This is a genomic window from Calothrix anomala FACHB-343 (assembly GCF_014696435.1).
Classification (GTDB): Bacteria; Cyanobacteriota; Cyanobacteriia; order Cyanobacteriales; family Nostocaceae; genus Aulosira; species Aulosira anomala_A.
The window spans coordinates 39,253-58,274 of the sequence record NZ_JACJQG010000034.1; the positions used below are offsets into that span (position 1 = coordinate 39,253).

Sequence of the window (19,022 nt, forward strand, 5' to 3'; positions counted from 1 at the left end):
AAATATGGTGTTACTTATTCTCAAAAAACAGGGATTAATGAGGGGGACTCTATATTGGTGGATATTAGTGATGATGCTAACTGTAAGTATATCATCAATCCTCAAACTAATAAGGTGGTGAATAGTATCAAAGTTTATCGCCACCTTATTAGTTTGTGTCATTACTAAAGCGATCGCCATTTCTAATTATTCCCAAACAGCGATCGCTATTTTGTCGGTTAGCGACGAAATCGACTAACTTCTCCCTTTCTTTAGTTAATTAAATTGGACGTAGTAGGAACGATTGTCTAAGTTGTCGGTGGATAATGATGGACTTACTGAGTCAATTCCCCACCTTACCCACCAAGAACGGTCATTTAATAAATCTGATGAAGACTGTGTTTGTATAGAGAGCATTTCCTGGCGTAAACTCTCTATTGCTTCTAATCCATTTTGTAGTAAAGACAGAATTTGTCGCTGCTGAGTAATCAATTGTCTTGTTCCCAGTATTGCTCTAGCATCTAGTTTTCTGCCAACTGGTAACGGGATACAACGCAGATAATCACCTACAGCATCATTAAAGCTATTATTATCCTGGTTATAGCTTCTTTCAACTGCGTTTAATGCCTGAGTAGCTCTATTGATTGTGGATTTATTTATAGCTCCTAAATCAGTGATAAACAAGCCGTGAAGTGAGTCAAATTTAATCAGCGTATCTCTGGAAATTTTATCTCCTATAGCTTGAATTTGAGATAATTTTTCTTGGAGTTGATTTACTGCATCAACTGGAAATTGACTCCAATCAAGCTGAGGATTCGTGTCAGTATCTACTGTTGCAAAAGTGTAGCCTTTTTGAGTAGTTTTTTCCCAAACTAAAGTGGCTAGTTTGTGATTAGCTGCATTGCTAGAACCGCAAGCATAAACATGAGTACGGGGTGTATTTCCTACCCGTCCGTACTCTACTAGTAATTCCCCATTGGGCATTACATAACCGCACCAATATTTGTTATTGTTTGTTCCAGGGCGGACACAAATAAGTTTTTGGACTTTGAGAGCTTGAGTTTTATCTGCCATAATTAAACACCAATAAAGTTGTTACCCGCTCAATCATTTCGTCAGATATTGAGCGGGGTAGAATCACTTAGTTGAAATCTGAAAAATCAATGATGTCGCTGTGCGAATTTTCACTGGTTGAATGAAAAGTGACAGAGCGATCGCGATTTCTATCGCCAGCCTCAGTTTCAGGTGCAGCCCATGTTGCGCCCCCAGAACGCGCCCATTTTCGCAGTTCTTCTAGTTCTCTGGTGTTAGCTTTAAATTGTGCTGGAGTCCTATGAATTTCTGCTAACAGGTCTTCAACAGACACATTGACTTTTCGGGTTTTGGCATAGGAGTAACTAGCGCATTGTTGAACTATCTTCCTAATTTCTGCACCTGTATAATCCGCGCTCACAGCAGCTAATCTCTCGATTTCAGGTTTCTTAATTGCAACTTTGCAGTGATTTAGCTGTACATTCCAGATATCTTTTCTGGCTGCTAAATTCGGCAAATCCACATAGAATATTTTCGTGAATCGCCTGAGAGTTTCATCTTTAATTCCCCAAGGTCGGTTACAGGTTGCTGCTACAAATACACTGCTTTTCTTTTCCTCAAACCATGTGAGGAAATAGCCAAACATTCTCGCACTTGTACCACTGTCAGATTCTACGGCGTTCCCGCCCGGCATGAGCTTGTCAAACTCATCAATGAACAGGATGCTAGGTGCAAGGTCTTCTGCGGCTTGAATGTATTCCCGTAATCGTTCCTCACTTGCACCTAGTTCTCGACTCATCAAACTGCCAGTGTCCATAATTAAACTAGGCAGACCCCACAGTTGTGAGATGGTTTTGACGCACAAAGTCTTACCAGTACCTCCCACACCAACCCATAACGCCCCAGAAGGAAAGGGGATGTTATATTTCTCTTGAGCTTCCGGTTCTAGCAGTGCAGCCATCGTTTCTGCCCATTCTGTAACTGCTGGCAATCCTTGTACAGCCACATCAGGAGATTCTGCATACCGAATACCCTTGGCGGCGAATTTCTTTTGCTTGTGTTTGGACAGAAATTCAATTGCCCCAACATCAACCTTTCTTAAGGATGTGGCACATAGAGAAACGGCATCTTCTATTGCTTCATAAGACATCCCCTGCAAAGCGCGGATGAGGCGTTTCTTATCTGATGGGCTAATGTGTATGGGCAGTTCTGCACCTTGAGCGATCGCACTTTTTCTCAATGCTTCTACTCGTGTGTCAAATATGTGTTCCGTTTCCTGTTGTGTGGGATTAGGATTGTGCATATCTGCAATCAAGTCTTGGAAGACTTTGGGTGTCCTCAAATTGTCATGCAGGATAACCAGCCGATGGGAGCTACGCTTGGCTGCATTAAAAGTATCGATCGCCAGACGCACAAATACTGGATTGGGGTTGATTCCAGTAATAAAGGGGTAAATATCTTTGAGGATGAAAAGTTTTCGGACACTTGTGTTGTTAGCACACTCAGCCTCAATGTGTTTCAGGAGTGCTTCTATGGGATGTCCTTTGGTATCAAAATTAGGAGCAGGTGTTTTAGGAAGTCCCGTAACTTTGCCAGAACGCATTTTTGGTTCTACTTTCTGCAAAGACTTAGCTATATCCCAAATGTAACTTTCCATACCAAGCCGTAGAGCAATATCAACAATTAGCTGATTAGTGATGTTGATTTCGCTAGCTGTCGGAGAATTGATTGCTACTGTGGCACAACCAGCGTGAAACGAAGTGATAACTTCTTGTGTGTTAAATGTCATATATTTGGTTTGGTTTCAAAACATCATTGAGCTAAGAGGAAGCGTTCTTAGGTAGTCGCTTCCTCTTAGCTTCTACTTACCCGTCAATTTCAACGGTTGAGAATGTGGTAATCGTAGGTTCAACGTACATCTGTGGTTTTGGTGTTACCTCAACCTGTCCGAGTGCTTCTAAAGGTTGCGTGAGGTTTCGACAACTAGAGTCAGGTACACCTACCACTTCTACCTGTAAAGGTTGCCCCTTTTTCTGTTTGATAATAATTTGAGTTTGTGACATTTTTCACTCCTATTACTGCCAATTATTCCAATCGTTACCATTTGAATTTGAGACAGTTAAACTTACTTTCTTAGTAAGAGTTGTTTGTAAGCTGCCATCATCGAGAGTAGATTGTTGATAATCCCAAATTTCTGGAGGATAGTGGATATTGATGTAAGCTTGGTTATGAGCAAGTTGCACTGATTCTTGGAAATTTCGCACATTGCCAAAGACGCTACCCAATAAATTTTGATTGAAATCCCAAGCATCTACTTTAATTTCGTAGGCATTTATAGTTGGGTTATTGGCAAATCCGACATCAACTAAAGCATCACGATTGCGAGTCTTTAAGTAAGTGCGACGGATGATGATTTCTCCCTCATCTGTATTTCGCCTGTCGTAATCATTGAATAGTTGCATTGGAGATTCATAGATTTCAACCGGAATATCTATCTGATGAGATGCCAGTAGTGACTTTAGTCCTTCGACAAGAGCTTGCTTGTCTATTAATGTTGTTTTTATGCTCGAAAAATGGCTCATAAATTATGAACATCCTTACATTTGGTGATTTATTGAAAGCGGCGGGAAACTCAATGACCGTGGGTGCGTAGAGTGTGCGCCCCGTCGTATGGGGCATTGGGCATTGGTATGTTCTTTCCCATGCCCCATTCCCCAGAGCTATGGGACTAGTACCGCCGTGAATTCAAAATTCAAAATCAATACAGCGTAAGCGTTTCGTTGATTTGGAATGGGTGGTTTCTCTTACAAAGTTTGGCGGGACGGAAACCGACACCGCCAACGCCAGTTGCTTTAAGCCTCTTAACCCGTCCAACACACTGGCTCAACTTTGCGCTATTTACGCCGTGTTGTACTAGTGGACTGGCGAAATCTCAATTCCCAGTACCCAATCTCTAATCTTCAGAAGTGGCGAACACTACCCAATCAGAACGGTCATCCAAGGAACTTTCAGTAATTGCAATTTCTCTCAGTTTTTGTTGTTCTAGCAGCATCGAAGCCGAAATTTCAGCAATTTTATTTTCCAGTTCTGACCGTCTTGATAATTGCTCTTTTGATGATATTTTCGTGTCCTCAACTATCTGTTCAATGTTGTTCATTAAGACAGTTAATGAAGGCACAGCACTGTTATCAGCATTGAGCAGTAATACTCGTGCCTTCTTAAGTTGTTTTTCAATGAACTTGCGAAACCGTACTGGTTTCTTTCCTGGTTCCCATGCTGCTAATGCCTCAATAAGTTCTCCTGCAAGTTTCTCTCCAGATGAGATTGCTGCTGTTGCTAAACTTCTTTCCAGATTTTGGTCATACTGCTCGATATAACGAGTAATTTCTCCTAAAATACGAGCCTGTTCTTCTGATAGTTGTGTTGCTAGTGGTTTAACTATTTCTGGTCTAGCAATGGTAACTTGAAGATAATCATCAATTTCTTCTCTGGATGGATAAGCTGACAGCATTTCGTTGCGGGCTAATTCATAATCTTCAGCATTTAAATTCCATGCTTGTAACTGAAGGAACTTATCAAGTCGTCCAGTATATTCTGCCAATCCTTGCTCGTATTTTGTATGTAATTCAGTGCGAAGTGCTGGAGCTAGTTCGTCACGAATATGCAGTAGTTGAGTCCACACAATTTGCGCCAATTCAATAGCACAAACCATGACAGAGCCATCTGGGGTAGTCCATTCTTTGACAGATTCAATTTCTGTTCGCAAAACCGCAGCAGCATCTTCTAAAGCTCTGAATACTGGAATACCACGCAAACCTACTTCACTGCGTGTAACTTTTTCCAGGTCTGATTCCAGGTCTTGTGTATTTTGGTCTGTAGTAACAGTAGAATCTGCTTGGAAAGAACTTTTACCGGAAAGTACCTGATGCCAGGACGGTGCTTTTTTCTTTGTGGCATTTTTCAAGCTAATTTTGAATCGCACCTTGGTTTTATTTAAGGTTCTCAGGTCATGCTTTCTGACGGTAGCAACATTTAGTAGACTCGATGAAGTTTCGGGTATTGTGGGAGAGGTTATTACTTGTGTCATCGTTCTTATTTTTGTAAATTAGTCAGCAAAATTTCTCCAAAAAGTGAGCGCATATATGTTGTTAGTTCATTGCTCACTTTTTAAGCTAAAAGGAGAATTTTCAAAATCTTTGGTGCGTAAGCACCGCCAAACTAAATCACTCCGTTAAGGGCAATAACGGAGTGATTTTTTCTTAGCAAGTTGTGAAACGAAACCTGAACAAGAACAGAGATAAACCAGCTAGAAACCTATATCGTCTTCGATGTCTTCGTCATCTATGACAGGTGAAGCTTCTACAGCGATCGCTGTATTGTGATAGTGATGATTGCTGCTACTTTGATTAGGCAAGCTGGGAAGCCGCAATCTCAAAGCGCAATCTACACTGTACTTATCTCCTGTTTGCTCAATATGAGAAATCACCAGACACAAAGCTTCACCAGGAGTAGGTCGCCATCCAGAATCTAGAAGCAACGCAACGTTACCCCTAGCCCAGACAGACTGACCATCAGCAAGGTGAAGTTTGTAACTTGTGCCGTACTCTCCCTCGGTTTCCGTGATACCTTGAACCTGAAATTCGCCCAAGCCCAATTCATGCATTTTCATGCAAGAGCCACAGGGAACTTGCCGTAAGAAAGGGACTAGGGATTCTTCGTTAATTAAGGTTGCATTCAGGTCTGCCGATGTGAGGTTTAATTCCTTTGTCGCTAGTGAAATGCTAATTTTAAAGACATCTCTAGAGGGAGCAACAAAAGAACAGAAAGCTTTAGGATAGGTTACTCCGGCAGCATCTTTCTCCTCTGTCACCGTGACTTTGCCTCTCAAGTTTCCGAGTATCAGGCGATCGCTCATCTGTTGAACCCGAAAGAGATTAGCTCCCAGCTTCAGGACTATAGAATCATCATCCCGAAAGATAGCGGGGCCATACACACCTTGAGGGACACCATTAGCTGCTTTTACCAACAGCACTCGCTCAACATCGAAATCCCGTAATAACTCTGTTCCAAAGTGTTCGAGTAAATTCAACAAAGCACCTTGTTCAGCATCTGAAAGTTGAGAAATACCAATATCGTTCCAGGTATGAGCCAAGTCTTCTCGCAGCACGATGGAAGGAAACGAAGCCGCACTAAATTCAATTGTTTTTGCCATATTTTTTGCTCCAAATCATCAATATCAATTCCTTTAATCGCGTTAGCGATAAAGTACGGATTTTCTTTTTTTTGAACACCAAATTACTTGAGCGCCATTTTGCAAATGGTCAGAAGACTAAAATCTGTCATCGTAAACAAATCGGTCATGGTAATAAGCTTGTTCTTCCTGCCAAAGTGCTTCCCTAACTGCTAATTCTCGTGATTCTGGTGAATTGGAATCAGTTATTGTTTCTTGTCGTACTGACTCCAATTTTTTGTTACACACTGCTAAATCTTGTATTCTCTTCGGTGTGATAATTTTCATTTTTCCTGCAATAAAATTCTTTTGACTGATGCGTGTAAACGCATTTACTGTGCTAACCTACGGAACGGCACTTTCACATCTAATTTCGGGAGAAGATTTTTAATTCGATTTCTTCTTAACTAAACGTTCCCAACTACATCTGCCACGACGACCTGGAATAACTTGCAATTGCTCACGCCTATAAATGAGAATGAGACGAGTATTAGGGACTATTCCTCGCATTCCTTTGAAATAGATGAAATAATCGCCCGTTATTTGGCAATATGAATCAACTACTCCAATGATATCTGTAAGGTCTAATAAGTGATGGCAATCATATCCCTTGACCCTAACTTTTGTACCATCTTTAATGACAGAAAAATCAAGCTCTAGCTGAGTTATGTCGTTGTTTTTCATAACTGATTGCTTAACAAAAACTCGCTCTTAGCTATTGTGTGATTTTCAACATAAGAGCGAGTTTAATTTCAAATTAATGTGCAGTTCAGTAATGACAATTTTTGTTGTCTTAAGCTGTTACGCCCTTAAATTGGAACGCGCATTAGCTTATTTGAAATCAATTTTCAGTAGGTAACATTAAAACTTTCTGCACTAGATAAAGTTTAGTGGTAGCAAGTGGGAAGTCTGTATATTCAATTTCTTGGCGTAGTACTTCCTGATCTGTATCCCACTCACAAATTAACGTGCCTGATTGATTTTCTACTAACAAACTCCAAATTTGGAAATCTTGTAGCTGGGAATTAGAGAGAAACTTTTGAGTTTGATATGAAGCAATTGCATCAATTAGCCAGTAAGCTTTAGCCGCATCAGCTAGATATTTAACCCCTTCAGTGTATTGAATACCTAACCAGTGTTTGTAGATGAGTTCCGAACCCGTAAAATATTTGAGTTCAGCAGTTATTTGTTCAGCATTTTTCATGGCTTTAAGCTCATAAGATAATACTTTCATTACCCCAAGAGGCGTAAGCCTCAAAACAAACAACCAGTGTGCGATCGCCCTTAACGGTACTGGTTGAAGCTTGGGAACATCTTCGGTGACTCTGCTTTGTTGCCCAGCAGGATATGATGATTATTATGTTGTCACCCGTGCATTTCGCTAATTGTCACCATGATTGCAGCCAAAACCCCTACTAGAAGACACTGGGAACTGTTTAAGGTTTATCAAGCTAAGGTTGAGCAACAGATGGAGCCTGAAGAGTTCCTAAAGCATTGGGCTGTCAATTACGAAGAACTTGCAGAGTTATGTGGACGCTCTAAAAGCACAGTAGCTCATTGGTTTTCCCAAGGTGAACATCGTAGAGAACCGTCAGAAGCTGACAAACGCAGACTGGCAGAAATTCATGCTCTGTGGACTCAATTTGAAAATGAACCTGCTCACCTCAGAGAAATCTGGGCAAGAAAGCGTCGCCGCAAAAACGATACAAACTGTAATGATTTGTTGTCATAGGTGCATGATTTAGTTGTCACCATGACAACAGAGATTTTATTGTGAGTGATAGCTGTTCCTGCTCAACACAGGTGAATCATGATTACCCAAAGCTTCCTATCTAGTGTCGAAGATCCAAATCCACCCGGACAAAATCAAGCGTCTGACAATACAGTTCCGCAAAGAGAACCACTCAAACATCTATTAATTGGTTCTTCTAAAGCTGTGACTAGCACAATCCACTACTTAGAGGTTATTGGTTATGCCCAGGTTGGTGATTGGAGCAAACTTCTACCAACTGGTAACCCTGGTGAATTCATGAGTATTTTAAGCCGTCAAATTTTAGTGCAATAGCCTCTACCACCACGCAATCGCCATTTATGCCCCTAATTTACTAGGGGTTTTTTACATTGCTCCTGTCAAAATTGTGTCGATATGTGACAATCTTGAAAAAGATAGACGCAATTAATACTCAGTAGATTCTAGCCTTCTGCCAAACCTTGTACAATCAGTACGTCGATATCAAAAATGATATCAAATGCCTGACCAAAAGTCCCCACCCAGCGAGATGATCCGTGTGCCCGTTCCACTAATTAAGGTGGTTCGGCGACTATCAAAACTACATAGGCAAGGGCATACAATTGCCTTGCTGCAAGCCTTAGAGGAATTAATAGAAGAATTTGATAGCAAAAATGATATCGATATAACAGCAGGCAGTAAACCAGTTAAACAGCTAGAGAAGCATCTGCTGAAACTGGAATCCCATCTTGCAGATCAAGGCTCCTCGGTAGAAACAAAACTTGAAACGATTACCAAAAAGCTAGAGCAAATCGAACGGGCGATATCTACGATAAGCTCCGCTAACGCCTCTGGTAGATACAACAACTCTCGACCTCGCAGACAAACATACTCACACCAACAACCCCAAGTTGAATTACAACCCAGGACAAACGAAAATCTTGCCCCAAGACTTGGTGTTAGCCCTCAAAGCTTGATTGCAGAAAGAGAAAAACTCAGCACCAAAGAATTTTTGAGTTGGTCTCGTCACCGCGACCCAATGAGTACAGCTTGGGAATGGAATGCTAAAGACGGACTATACCACCCCCAACGGTAGACTCATCTGATTTTTGGTGGCAACATAGCGATCGCTTGAAACTTCCTGCACCACCGCTACCAACAACCCCAACAGCCAATACAAAACAATAGCCTAAAAGCGGCCAGGATATAGTTCAAATTCTCTTCTGGAGTTCGCACAAAAAAAATTTAGCTAATGTTTGCTTTTTTTACGCAGTGCGTGAGAAGTCCCAACACGCCCGACATGGTGAATGTATTTTGCAGTTGTCGCTGGGGAAGCATGACCCAAATCTGCTTGCAAGTCAAAATCAGAAGCTCCATTTTTTTTAGCCAGCGTCGCGTGAGTGTGGCGGAGAAAGTGGGCACTGAACTTAATTCCCGCACAAGCAGAAATTTCCTCCATCATCAGTCGCAACCCGCGATCGCTTAAAGGTTTACCCCTATCCCGCCGACTGGGACTAGGAAACACCGGCTGATCATTGCTGGCATCGCCACGATAATCCAGTAGTACCGCACTCGTCTCCGGATCGAGACTAATGGTTCTAGTTTTATTTCGTTTCCCCGTCACAGTTAATAATAGACAGTCCCCATCCTCCCGAAACTGCCGCCAAAATAACCCCGGCGTAATTATGCGCTTACCATAATCAGAAGTTTGCCGCGCAATTTCTCCTGCCCTCACCCCACTGTAAAACATGAGAGTAAACAGCAGCCAATGCATCTTATTAGTATTGTGTTGCAAGTCTACTGCCATCGCCGCTTTTTCCAACTTAGCAATCTCGCGTTCCGAGAGAATCCGCTCTGCGAGCTTATCATCCCACTGGATGCTTAAGTCCTTGCCCAAGTCGATAGCAAAATAACCAATAGAAGCTCTAGTACCCCACTCCCACAAACTTTTAATCGCCGCCGTGTATTTAGCCGCAGTATTTTTACTAATTCCATAAGTATTTTTCTTTCCCCGTACTGGCTTTTCATCCTTGAGCCAAGCCAGATAAGCGTGTAGATGGAATAAGGTTACCATCCTCAAATCAGATATCCCAAACCGCGACTGCATATAATCGACAAGCTCATAACCAATTTGCCGATATGCCCGTCGCGTTTGGTCGCTTTTGATAGTGACAGAATGCACCCATAGCTCAATTAGCTGTTGTGTGGAATTAATTTTCTGGCGGTTGGGGAAATAATAATCCACAAGCGCGACACGAGCTTCATCAAGTGGTAGAGTCACAACCTCCACAGCAAGTGATTCCACGCTTTTGACGGGTAAATTTTCCATAATAAAATTCCTCAACCCCCACTGATAATTATGATGCCGAGAATCACAATTCCCGGTATCTTTATGATAATTCTTTCCCAAGCACCACATAAACATCATCAAAAATAATCTATATCGTATATCCGTGGATATCCCGTATGCGATGATAGTAGGGGGAGAGATGAAAGTGGGGGAAGTAAGTAAAGATTAGACAGAGAAGCAAATGGTTAAAGAACTGGTTAGAAATCATTTCTGGACAACAAAAGCGCGAGGGACTGGTGGAATATCCGCAGATAAATATAAAACTTCTGTCTGAAGAAGACCGGGAGTTGGTGAAGCAGGCCAAGCAGCGTGCTCTTGAGTTGCGCTTAACTTTTAAAGAGTTTGTACTGAATTGTATTAAACAAGCACTTGTGGAAGAGAGTTTAGATGATGCAGATAGTGCAACTGCTGCCGAAATTGAAGCTTTGAAAGCTCAAATCGCCACCCTGGAAGATAAGGTAAGAATTCCTTCTGCAACTAAAACGGAAGTGCATACCCTCCAGGAGCGGTTGAATCAATTGCGGGTGGGGATTTCAAATGAAATTAAGAAGGATAGAGAGCAACTTGCTTCTCTAACGCAGGCAATCTCCCGACTTGAAAGCCAAATTGAACAGCTAATACCTTCCTTAAATCTTCAGGTGGATGGCGAAAGTAATGCTGATAGTGATAACGACTGGCTTTTTGGGGAAGGCTCCGGTGGTGTGGGAGGAGAAGATGTTGAGGGTTTTTGAAATTTGAAATTAATCGTGCTTGATATCCTTTCACTATGCGTAAAAACTCCCCGCCTTATACGTATAAGGATTTGAAGTATCTGGGAGCAAAATCATCATGTCCCTTCAGAAGAATCAAAAGTCAGATTTGACTGCTTGTGTAATAAAATACCAATAATCTCTGCGTTTCTTTCAAACCCGTTAATTTCAACAAAGTCAAGCTGTTTGCATCGACTATGAAAAAGTTAGTGATCCTTCAATTTGATGGTGAGTTTTCTACAGGATATAAAGTAACTTTAGAAGTGGGCGAAGAGGGAAAACGTCCTGATTTGAGAATCAGAGGAGAACTAGCATCTGCTCTTGATATTATTCAATGTTTTCAAAATTGGCGTGATGTTTACCGCAGTTTGGATGAACGAACTCGGATTAAAAAACGTGGCGCTAGGAATGTAAATATTGATGATTTGAAACAAAAATGCGATGAGCGAACGCAAAATCTACTTAATTCTTTTAATTCATGGTTGGAATCACAATCTTTTAACCCGATTATAAATTGCTTATCTCAACAAGATTGGGATAGGGGAGATGAAATCAGAGTAATTCTTAGTACAGATTGTCAAGAAATACGTAAACTTCCTTGGCATTTGTGGAACGGATTTGATGCTATACCTTATTTCCGAATTACACCTTTTGAAGTTGCTTTAAGTGCGCCGGATGCTGAACGCAAAGAACGACCATTTAGAGAAAAGATTAGGATTTTAATTATTCTGGGTGATAGTACAGGAATAAATGTTAAAGCAGATGAACAACTACTGCAACAATATTGTGGTGATGCAGAAATAGTCACCCTTGTAGAACCATTGCGGCAGGAACTAAATAATTATTTACAAGATGAAATAGGTTGGGATATGTTGTTTTTCTCTGGGCATTCTCAAACTCAGGGGACACAGGGGCGCATATTTCTCAATCATGATGATAGTTTAACGATGGCAGAATTGAGAGATACTTTGCTGCCAGCGATCGCCAAAAGATTGCAATTAGCAATTTTTAATTCTTGTGATGGTTTGGGAATCGCAAGAGAGTTAGAAAGTTTGCAGATTCCCCAAGTAATTGTCATGCGCGAACCTGTTCCCGATAAAGTTGCACAGGAGTTTTTAAAGTATTTTTTAGAGTCGTTTACAGGTGGTAGTTCCTTGTGTATTTCTGTGGGATATGCAAGACAACAATTACAGAGGCTTGAGTCACAATTTCCCTGTGCCAGTTGGTTACCTGTAATTGTCCAAAATCAGTTAGAAGTGCCGCCAACATGGCAAAGTTTGGGCATTACTCGCAGCCCATATCGGGGTTTAATGGCGTTTCGGGAAGAAGATGCGGAAAATTTCTTTGGACGAGAAGCGTTTGTTGAGCAATTGGTAATTGATGTTACCAGTAAACCTTTGGTTGCAGTAATTGGTGCTTCTGGCAGTGGGAAATCTTCAGTGGTGTTTGCTGGGTTAATTCCCCAACTGCGGCAGCATAATATTGTAGGGGATAATGGTGGTTTGGACTGCGATACGCGTAGCGTCATGCCTCCGGCTTATCGCTCTATGGGCAATTCCCTCCAAGAGCATCGCCAATGGCAAATTATTTCTTTTCGTCCGGGTAAGAACCCTTTTGAGTCTTTGGCTATAGCCTTGGAAGAATTCAGGGGAATAGCGGCGGAATTTCTCACTTCGTCAGATGCTCAAATTTCACGACGTAGACAGGAATTAGAGCTAGAAATTGACTTAAAACGCGATATTTCTGCGCTACAAAAAATTATCGCAGATATTCTTCACAGTCTATCCCCTACTCATCTTCTGCTAGTTATTGACCAATTCGAGGAAGTTTACACCCTTTGCCCAAATGCTCAAGAGCGTCAAATTTTTATTGATAGCTTGCTGAATGCTGTTAATCATACCCCTTGGTTTACTTTGCTGATTACCTTAAGGGCAGATTTTTTAGGTAAAGCTATGTCTTACCAACCTTTGGGCAAGGCTTTACAAGATTATCCCCCTTCCTTACTTGCGCCGATGAGCCGTGAGGAATTAGAAGAAGCAATTATTCAACCTGGGTTGAGGTTTTCTGTGGAGTTGGAGGAGGGTTTGGTTAATAAGTTGATTGATGATGTGGGTTCGGGGGAAGGTAGTTTACCGTTACAGCAGTTTGCTTTGACGCAATTGTGGGGAAAACAACGTCCGGGATTGTTGACGCATCAAGCTTATACAGAAATTGGTGGGGTGACGCAGGCTTTAGCAAATCATGCGGAGGCTGTTTATGCTGGGTTGAGTGAGTCGCAACAAAAAAGAGCGCAACGGGTGTTTATTCAGTTGGTGCAACCGGGGGAAGGTACTGAGGATACCCGCAGGTTGGCGACTCGTGATGAGGTGGGGGAAGATAATTGGGATTTAGTAACGCACTTGGCGGATAAGCGATTAGTGGTAACAAACCGTAATGAGTTAGTTGAGGATACGGTGGAGATTGTGCATGAGGCGTTGATTAGAAATTGGGGACGCTTGCAACGATGGATGGACGATAACCGGGAGTTTCGTACTTGGCAAGAACGATTGAAGGTAGCATTGCAGCAATGGGTGGATAGTAACAAAGATGATGGGGCTTTGTTACGGAGCGCACCCTTGGCTGTGGCGGAAGATTGGTTGCAGAAACGGGGAACGGAAGTTAGTAAGGCGCAGCAATGGTTTGTTGAGAAAAGTATGGCGTTGCGAGAAAGGGAGAGAAAGCAGAAGGAGAAACAGCGACGGTTTATTATTGGTGGGTTGGCTGCTGGCTTGGTTTTAGCGTTGAGTTTGGCAGGCTTTGCTGGGTTACAATGGCGAGAAGCCCGAATTCAAGCGATAAAGGCTCAAAATTCCGAACTAGTTTCAGGTAGTTTATTTGCGGAAAAACTTTTAGCATCAAACAATGAACTTGAGGCATTGCTAGAAATTGTAAAAATAGCTAAAAAGCTTAAATATTCAAAAGTAGTTTCAGAAGATACAGCTAGAAGAATAATAAAAACGTTATTTCAAGTAGTTGACGGCGTAAGAGAACGTAACCGTTTACAGAGTGATAAGCTTTCTAGTTCTAGTGACGAGAATTATGTAATAAGTATTAGTAATGTAATTTTTAGTCCTGACGGCAATAATATAGCCTCTGCTGGTAATGATGGGACAATTAAACTTTGGGATAAAGATGGTAAACACCTACAGACAATTAAAGCTCATAGTAGTGTAATTCAAGACATTCATTTCGCTCATGATAGCAAAAGTTTAGTTTCTGCCAGCAATGATGGAACAATCAAATTTTGGATAAAAAAGGGTAAAAAACTGCAAGATTTTAAAACAATTAAAATCGATGTAAGTAAGTCGGAATATATGGATTTTAGTCCTAACGGTGAAAAATTAGCATCTGTTAACAACGAAGTAATTAAAATTTGGAGCAAAAATGGAAAACTCTTGCAAACAATCAAGAAACCGAGAATTGTAAAAGCTAGTATGTATGATTATGCAGCTAAACTAAGTACTCTCGCTAAAGAACAGGAAAAAACGTTATGGGGTATAAAAGGCAAAGAATATGCAAATTCACTTTCGACTCCTGAACTATTATATTCAGATTTAAGGAAACTTGGGTTTGTTAGTTTCAGCTATGACAGTAAAAAAATTGTTTCCGAAAATGATGACGGAACAATTACTATTTGGGATACAAATGGTAGAAAATTAAAAACATTTAAAAATAGAGAAAATGATGATGAAAGATTTATTTGGTTGGCTGCAGATGGTAGGAAATTTGGTAATATTTCAACTATCAAATTTAGCCCAGATGGTAAAATACTTGCTTCTGCTGGCAGTGATGGAATAATTAAACTTTATAACAATCAAGGTGAGGAAGTTTTAACACTTAAAGATCGCAGTGGTGCAGTTAGAAACATTAGTTTTAGCCCAGATGGTAAAATACTTGCTTCTGCTGGCAATGATGGAATAATTAAACTTTATAACAATCAAGGTAAGGAAGTTTTAACACTTAAAGATCGCAGTGGTGCAGTTAGAAACATTAGTTTTAGCCCAGATGGTAAAATACTTGCTTCTGCTGGCAGTGATGGAATAATTAAACTGTGGAGTTTAGTAGGTATTGATGAAAGTATCACATTAAGAATAGAGGATATAGAAGATACAGATATCAGTGATAATTACCCTGTTGATTTACTAAAAAAAGGTTGCGATCATCTACATAACTATCTCAAAAATAACCCCAATGTTAACCCAGAAGATAAGCACTTATGTGATGATATCCTAACTCAATAAAAAGTGCGATCGCTGTACGGTACGGGTTGAATTAAAAACGCGATCGCTTAGACTGCTATAGCTTTAACAGAGTTTAGAAGCTTTTCAAACTGTGTCATAATTATTAATCGCAATTGATTATAATATAAGCTGTAGATATTTTTTATTGACGAAAAATATACATAATTATGCAGTACCAAATTTTTATCCAAAGTCAAAAAGATAACTTTATTGCATCAGTGGTTGGATTGCCAAATGTAATAGTAGAAGCGAATACAGAAGAAGAAGCAATTTCCAAGGCGAAATCTGCGTTACAAGCGCAATTAGCGACAGGTAAGTTTGTAACCATTGAAGTTAACCCACAAGAAATTTCTCATCAAGAAACAACTCAGATGAAGTATGCAGGAATATTTGCAGACGACCCAACATTTGACGATTTTATGGATAAACTAGCTGCTATTCGCAAAGAATCAAATGCAACGATAGATGAGTAATGACGATTTATATTTTAGATACAGACCACTTGAGTCTTTATGGAAGAAATCACCCCATTCTAATTCCAAAGCTATTAGCAGCTAAAATACAACTAACAACAACTGCGATTAATGTTGAAGAACAATTAAGAGGTCGTTTGGCTCAAGTTGCTGAAGCAAAAGAGGGAGTTGTACAGTCAAATGCTTATCAGCGATTAGTGGAAACAGTCATGTTAGCTCAACGAAGCGATCGCTATGGCATAATATCATCAAGTTTAAGCTCTAAATTTGGCAATAAATAAGAATTAATAGCATCACCCAAGCGATATTGTTGCTGCTCATATACCCCATTAACTAATTGACAGACTGTAAAAGTAGGCTGTTTAGGATTTCCGATAAATTGCAAACCACCTAACCCACGAAAATCTATAATCCAATATTCTGGTATTTCTAGAAAAGCATATTCTTCCACTTTTCTTGCATAATCATCTTGCCAATTGCTACTTACCACCTCGGCAACCAATTTAATCGTATTACCAATACAAATAATAGGCTCTTTTTGCCAAAGTGGTTCTTGATTAAGTTTGATTTTATCTAAAACAATTACATCTGGACGTAATGCTGTCGCTTCTGCTGCTGGTGGTTTAATCAAACAAGTTTTGGGAATCAACCAGTTACAATTAGAACGAAGAATTTCAGCATAAATTCTGCCAGCAATGTTTCCTGAAACCTCTTCATGTGGGCCAGTTGGTTCCATGTCGCGTAATTCTCCGTCAATAAGTTCGTAACGGGGATTATCCCCATATTCAGCGATAAATTGCTCGAAAGTTAGAAGTTTGGGTGGGGTGTAGGTCATAGCTGATATTGTGGCAGGAGATGATTTTATTTTAGCGAAGCGATATTAACTATAATTTTCTACAGCCATTGACTAATAACCTCCTGCTCTACATCGTATCGTTTGGAGATGTATTGCGAACTGACAAGTCAGCACTTGCGCGATTCTCGTTCCGAGAGGCTTCACCAACGCTCCTACTTCTGTTGCTTCTGTAACCTCATACTACAGAAATAATTTTCAAATATTTTCCCAAAAACTGCGTAAAAGCTTCCCATCTCCTTCGTAGAAGGGTTTAAAGAGGTTGGGGAGGAATTACCATGCATCGATAAAAGTCGAATATATTCCCGCGAAAAGCTGGCTACCTGGGATATTTTACCGCGTGGTGTTGCGTTGCTCGCGTCGAAGGTGCAAATTTCCCAAAGCTCAAACAACCATTTACCCTACAGTATTTTATGTATCTATGATGACAACAAAATACCAAGCATTCGAGGTGCAGCAGGAGATTTCGATGGATGATGATTTAGATTTACAGTTGCGTCAGCTAGTTTACGCAGCACAAAACCATCCCCAAAAAAGTGCAGAACGAAGGAAAGTTCTCAATAAATTAATTGCCAAAATTCAAAGTTCTGGGAAGTTAAAAAAGTTTTCCAAATATCGACATTTACCTAATTTTGAAGATATGTATAGCGAAGCAGCAGCAAATACTTATCTAGAGATTTGCAAGAAAATTGAAGATTATCATCCAGAACATCCCGTTATGGCTTGGGTAAATAAAGTATTTGATTGGCGATTTCATGATGTTTTAAATAAACATAAAACCCAAAACTCAAAAATATTATCCCTTGATGAATTAGATGATTGTAAAAATAACTCGGATAAACCTATTAGTAAAGAATTATCCAGAGCGGATAAAAAAATATTTGAACTTGCCAACGAACGCAAAGATAAAAATATTCCGATTAATGGTGATGAAATTGAAGTTTCAGCAGTCAAAGACTTCGTAAGAAATGACCCAGAGAAGATTTTGCAGAATTATTATATTGGCGAAGATAAAAACGCTAATTTACAGAAAGTGATATTGATGCGCTTTGATGAAAAAAGTTGGGAAGAGATATCAAAACAATTAGGTCATCCAATTCCCAGGCTTTCCGAACTATATCAACGCAGTGCTAAAAAGCGTAATATTCTCGATTATTTTCGTAGATATTTACAGTAATTCACTAATTAATTGAATTTACTACTAACAAAAAATCACACTTGCACAACCATATTCAATCAAAATCATGAACACTAAGCACGAACAAACATCTTTTACAATTCCTCTGAGTATAGAAGCTCATGAAAAGGCGAATCAAAGAAAACAAGGAATATCAAATACTGAGGATGGGAAAAAAATATATCTCAATACTTTAGCTGTGTATGCGGTCAATTATTATCTTGATTGTATGGGGTTTGAAACTAAGGGTTCAAATGCAGATAATAGTAATCCGTGGATGCTAAGTTTAATTGATTTAGCTGATTTGGAAGTAAAGAATGTTGGTAAAATCGAATGTCGTCCGGTGTTATCAGATGCGGAATATTTGGAAATTCCCACCGAGGTAAGAGCAGATAGAGTTGCATATATCGCAGTGCAGTTTAATCAGTCTTTGAGAGAAGCCAAAATTTTAGGGTTTACTACTCAACAACTAGCAAGGATACATTTAAGTCAATTACAACCTGTTGATGATTTACTCGATTATTTAACTGCAAAAGAAGCAACTGCAAAAGTCAATATTCGCGAATGGATGAAAGGAGTATTTACAGAAGGTTGGTTAAATGTGGAAGAAATCTTTAACCCACGAGAACTGAGTTTTAGATTCGCTAGAAATTTTAGTGTAACGAGGTGCAAAAAAGTTGATATTGGTTTGCAGTTAAATGGCGAGTCTGTGGTTTTGCTTGTCAAGTTAAATCCCAAAAATCAAGAGATAATTGATGGGGAAAATCAAAATCAGGGCGAAATAGATATTATTGTACAAGTTCATCCTGATCGAGAGAAAAGTGTTGCTTTACCGACCGGATTAAAATTGGTTGTTAATGATGAAAATGGTAAAGAAGTAGATGCTGTTACTTCTCGACAGCATGATGATTGGGTGGAGATTACATTAAGTGCAGAATTAAATGAGGAATTTGGTGTTGACATAATTTTAGGTGAGTCGAAAGTAACCCAGGAATTTGTTGTATGATAATTAAAAATTTCTATCAATTTCTGGTTTCTATCCTCTGTATGGGAACATCATAAAACAGGCTTTGCATCGTAAATTGTTTTTTAAAGTAGTGGGAGCATCTTGCTCCCTATTGGTAGTAGTGGGAATCCTTTCTATTGATAATACAATAGAGTTCAGTTAAG

20 protein-coding genes are annotated in these 19,022 nt (G+C 40.0%); 9 read left to right on the forward strand and 11 right to left on the reverse strand.

Translation table 11 applies throughout. The features are described from left to right. Positions 1-255: 255 nt before the first annotated feature. The 9 genes from H6G08_RS19555 to H6G08_RS19595 form a co-directional block, all read right to left on the reverse strand. A complete protein-coding gene (locus H6G08_RS19555; RefSeq protein ID WP_190545911.1) occupies positions 256-1,053 on the reverse strand; it encodes a WGR domain-containing protein in 798 nt (265 codons plus the stop codon). Between the two features lie 67 nt (positions 1,054-1,120). Next, a complete protein-coding gene (locus H6G08_RS19560) occupies positions 1,121-2,800 on the reverse strand; it encodes an AAA family ATPase (RefSeq protein ID WP_190545912.1) in 1,680 nt (559 codons plus the stop codon). A 76-nt stretch (positions 2,801-2,876) separates the two neighbouring features. After that, positions 2,877-3,074 (reverse strand): hypothetical protein, encoded by a 198-nt coding sequence (locus H6G08_RS19565; RefSeq protein ID WP_096648845.1) that lies wholly within the window; start codon positions 3,072-3,074, stop codon positions 2,877-2,879. Between the two features lie 12 nt (positions 3,075-3,086). Continuing rightward, positions 3,087-3,593, reverse strand: coding sequence for a hypothetical protein (locus H6G08_RS19570; protein ID WP_190545915.1), 507 nt, complete (start codon positions 3,591-3,593; stop codon positions 3,087-3,089). A gap of 371 nt (positions 3,594-3,964) precedes the next feature. Continuing rightward, the gene (locus H6G08_RS19575; RefSeq protein ID WP_190545917.1) at positions 3,965-5,098 is read right to left on the reverse strand and encodes a hypothetical protein; all 1,134 of its coding nucleotides are present in this window, start codon (positions 5,096-5,098) and stop codon (positions 3,965-3,967) included. A gap of 219 nt (positions 5,099-5,317) precedes the next feature. Continuing rightward, positions 5,318-6,223: a hypothetical protein gene (locus H6G08_RS19580; protein ID WP_190545919.1), complete on the reverse strand. Its 906-nt coding sequence runs from the start codon at positions 6,221-6,223 to the stop codon at positions 5,318-5,320. A gap of 117 nt (positions 6,224-6,340) precedes the next feature. Continuing rightward, positions 6,341-6,529 carry a hypothetical protein gene (locus tag H6G08_RS19585; RefSeq protein ID WP_190545921.1) on the reverse strand — a complete coding sequence of 63 codons (189 nt, stop codon included), beginning with the start codon at positions 6,527-6,529 and terminating at the stop codon, positions 6,341-6,343. A 99-nt stretch (positions 6,530-6,628) separates the two neighbouring features. Beyond that, positions 6,629-6,925, reverse strand: coding sequence for a hypothetical protein (locus H6G08_RS19590; protein WP_190545923.1), 297 nt, complete (start codon positions 6,923-6,925; stop codon positions 6,629-6,631). 157 nt (positions 6,926-7,082) lie between these two features. Beyond that, positions 7,083-7,445 (reverse strand): DUF6876 family protein, encoded by a 363-nt coding sequence (locus H6G08_RS19595; RefSeq protein ID WP_096648833.1) that lies wholly within the window; start codon positions 7,443-7,445, stop codon positions 7,083-7,085. Between the two features lie 189 nt (positions 7,446-7,634). On the opposite strand from H6G08_RS19595, the gene H6G08_RS19600 reads away from it, so the two are divergent. The 3 genes from H6G08_RS19600 (at position 7,635) to H6G08_RS19610 (ending at position 9,066) form a co-directional block, all read left to right on the forward strand. Beyond that, positions 7,635-7,973: a hypothetical protein gene (locus tag H6G08_RS19600; RefSeq protein WP_199322663.1), complete on the forward strand. Its 339-nt coding sequence runs from the start codon at positions 7,635-7,637 to the stop codon at positions 7,971-7,973. A gap of 78 nt (positions 7,974-8,051) precedes the next feature. Next, positions 8,052-8,306 carry a hypothetical protein gene (locus H6G08_RS19605; RefSeq protein ID WP_190545925.1) on the forward strand — a complete coding sequence of 85 codons (255 nt, stop codon included), beginning with the start codon at positions 8,052-8,054 and terminating at the stop codon, positions 8,304-8,306. A gap of 184 nt (positions 8,307-8,490) precedes the next feature. Further along, positions 8,491-9,066 (forward strand): hypothetical protein, encoded by a 576-nt coding sequence (locus H6G08_RS19610; protein WP_190545927.1) that lies wholly within the window; start codon positions 8,491-8,493, stop codon positions 9,064-9,066. Positions 9,067-9,219: 153 nt separating this feature from the next. Here the strand turns inward: H6G08_RS19610 and H6G08_RS19615 are convergent, their stop codons facing one another. After that, on the reverse strand, positions 9,220-10,299 hold the full coding sequence (locus H6G08_RS19615) for a tyrosine-type recombinase/integrase (RefSeq protein WP_190545929.1): 1,080 nt from the start codon (positions 10,297-10,299) through the stop codon (positions 9,220-9,222). 257 nt (positions 10,300-10,556) lie between these two features. On the opposite strand from H6G08_RS19615, the gene H6G08_RS19620 reads away from it, so the two are divergent. The 4 genes from H6G08_RS19620 to H6G08_RS19635 all read left to right on the forward strand — a co-directional run bounded on the left by H6G08_RS19620 (position 10,557) and on the right by H6G08_RS19635 (position 16,103). Then, positions 10,557-11,051 carry a hypothetical protein gene (locus tag H6G08_RS19620; RefSeq protein WP_190545931.1) on the forward strand — a complete coding sequence of 165 codons (495 nt, stop codon included), beginning with the start codon at positions 10,557-10,559 and terminating at the stop codon, positions 11,049-11,051. Positions 11,052-11,266: 215 nt separating this feature from the next. Then, positions 11,267-15,349, forward strand: a complete 4,083-nt coding sequence (locus tag H6G08_RS19625; RefSeq protein ID WP_190545933.1) for an nSTAND1 domain-containing NTPase — start codon at positions 11,267-11,269, stop codon at positions 15,347-15,349. Positions 15,350-15,516: 167 nt separating this feature from the next. After that, complete coding sequence (locus H6G08_RS19630; protein ID WP_190545935.1) at positions 15,517-15,822, forward strand: type II toxin-antitoxin system HicB family antitoxin; 306 nt, start codon at positions 15,517-15,519, stop codon at positions 15,820-15,822. Further along, positions 15,822-16,103 carry a hypothetical protein gene (locus H6G08_RS19635; protein WP_242046212.1) on the forward strand — a complete coding sequence of 94 codons (282 nt, stop codon included), beginning with the start codon at positions 15,822-15,824 and terminating at the stop codon, positions 16,101-16,103. Before H6G08_RS19630 ends, H6G08_RS19635 begins: the two co-directional genes overlap by 1 nt. Here the strand turns inward: H6G08_RS19635 and H6G08_RS19640 are convergent. Next, positions 16,055-16,657 carry a Uma2 family endonuclease gene (locus H6G08_RS19640; protein ID WP_190545937.1) on the reverse strand — a complete coding sequence of 201 codons (603 nt, stop codon included), beginning with the start codon at positions 16,655-16,657 and terminating at the stop codon, positions 16,055-16,057. The genes H6G08_RS19635 and H6G08_RS19640 overlap by 49 nt on opposite strands. Positions 16,658-17,096: 439 nt before the next feature. Between H6G08_RS19640 and H6G08_RS19645 the strand changes: the two genes are divergently transcribed. Continuing rightward, the gene (locus H6G08_RS19645; protein ID WP_242046213.1) at positions 17,097-17,852 is read left to right on the forward strand and encodes a hypothetical protein; all 756 of its coding nucleotides are present in this window, start codon (positions 17,097-17,099) and stop codon (positions 17,850-17,852) included. Positions 17,853-17,919: 67 nt separating this feature from the next. Beyond that, entirely contained in the window at positions 17,920-18,858 is a 939-nt protein-coding gene (locus H6G08_RS19650) for a DUF1822 family protein (protein WP_190545939.1), read from the forward strand. Positions 18,859-19,022: the final 164 nt, after the last annotated feature.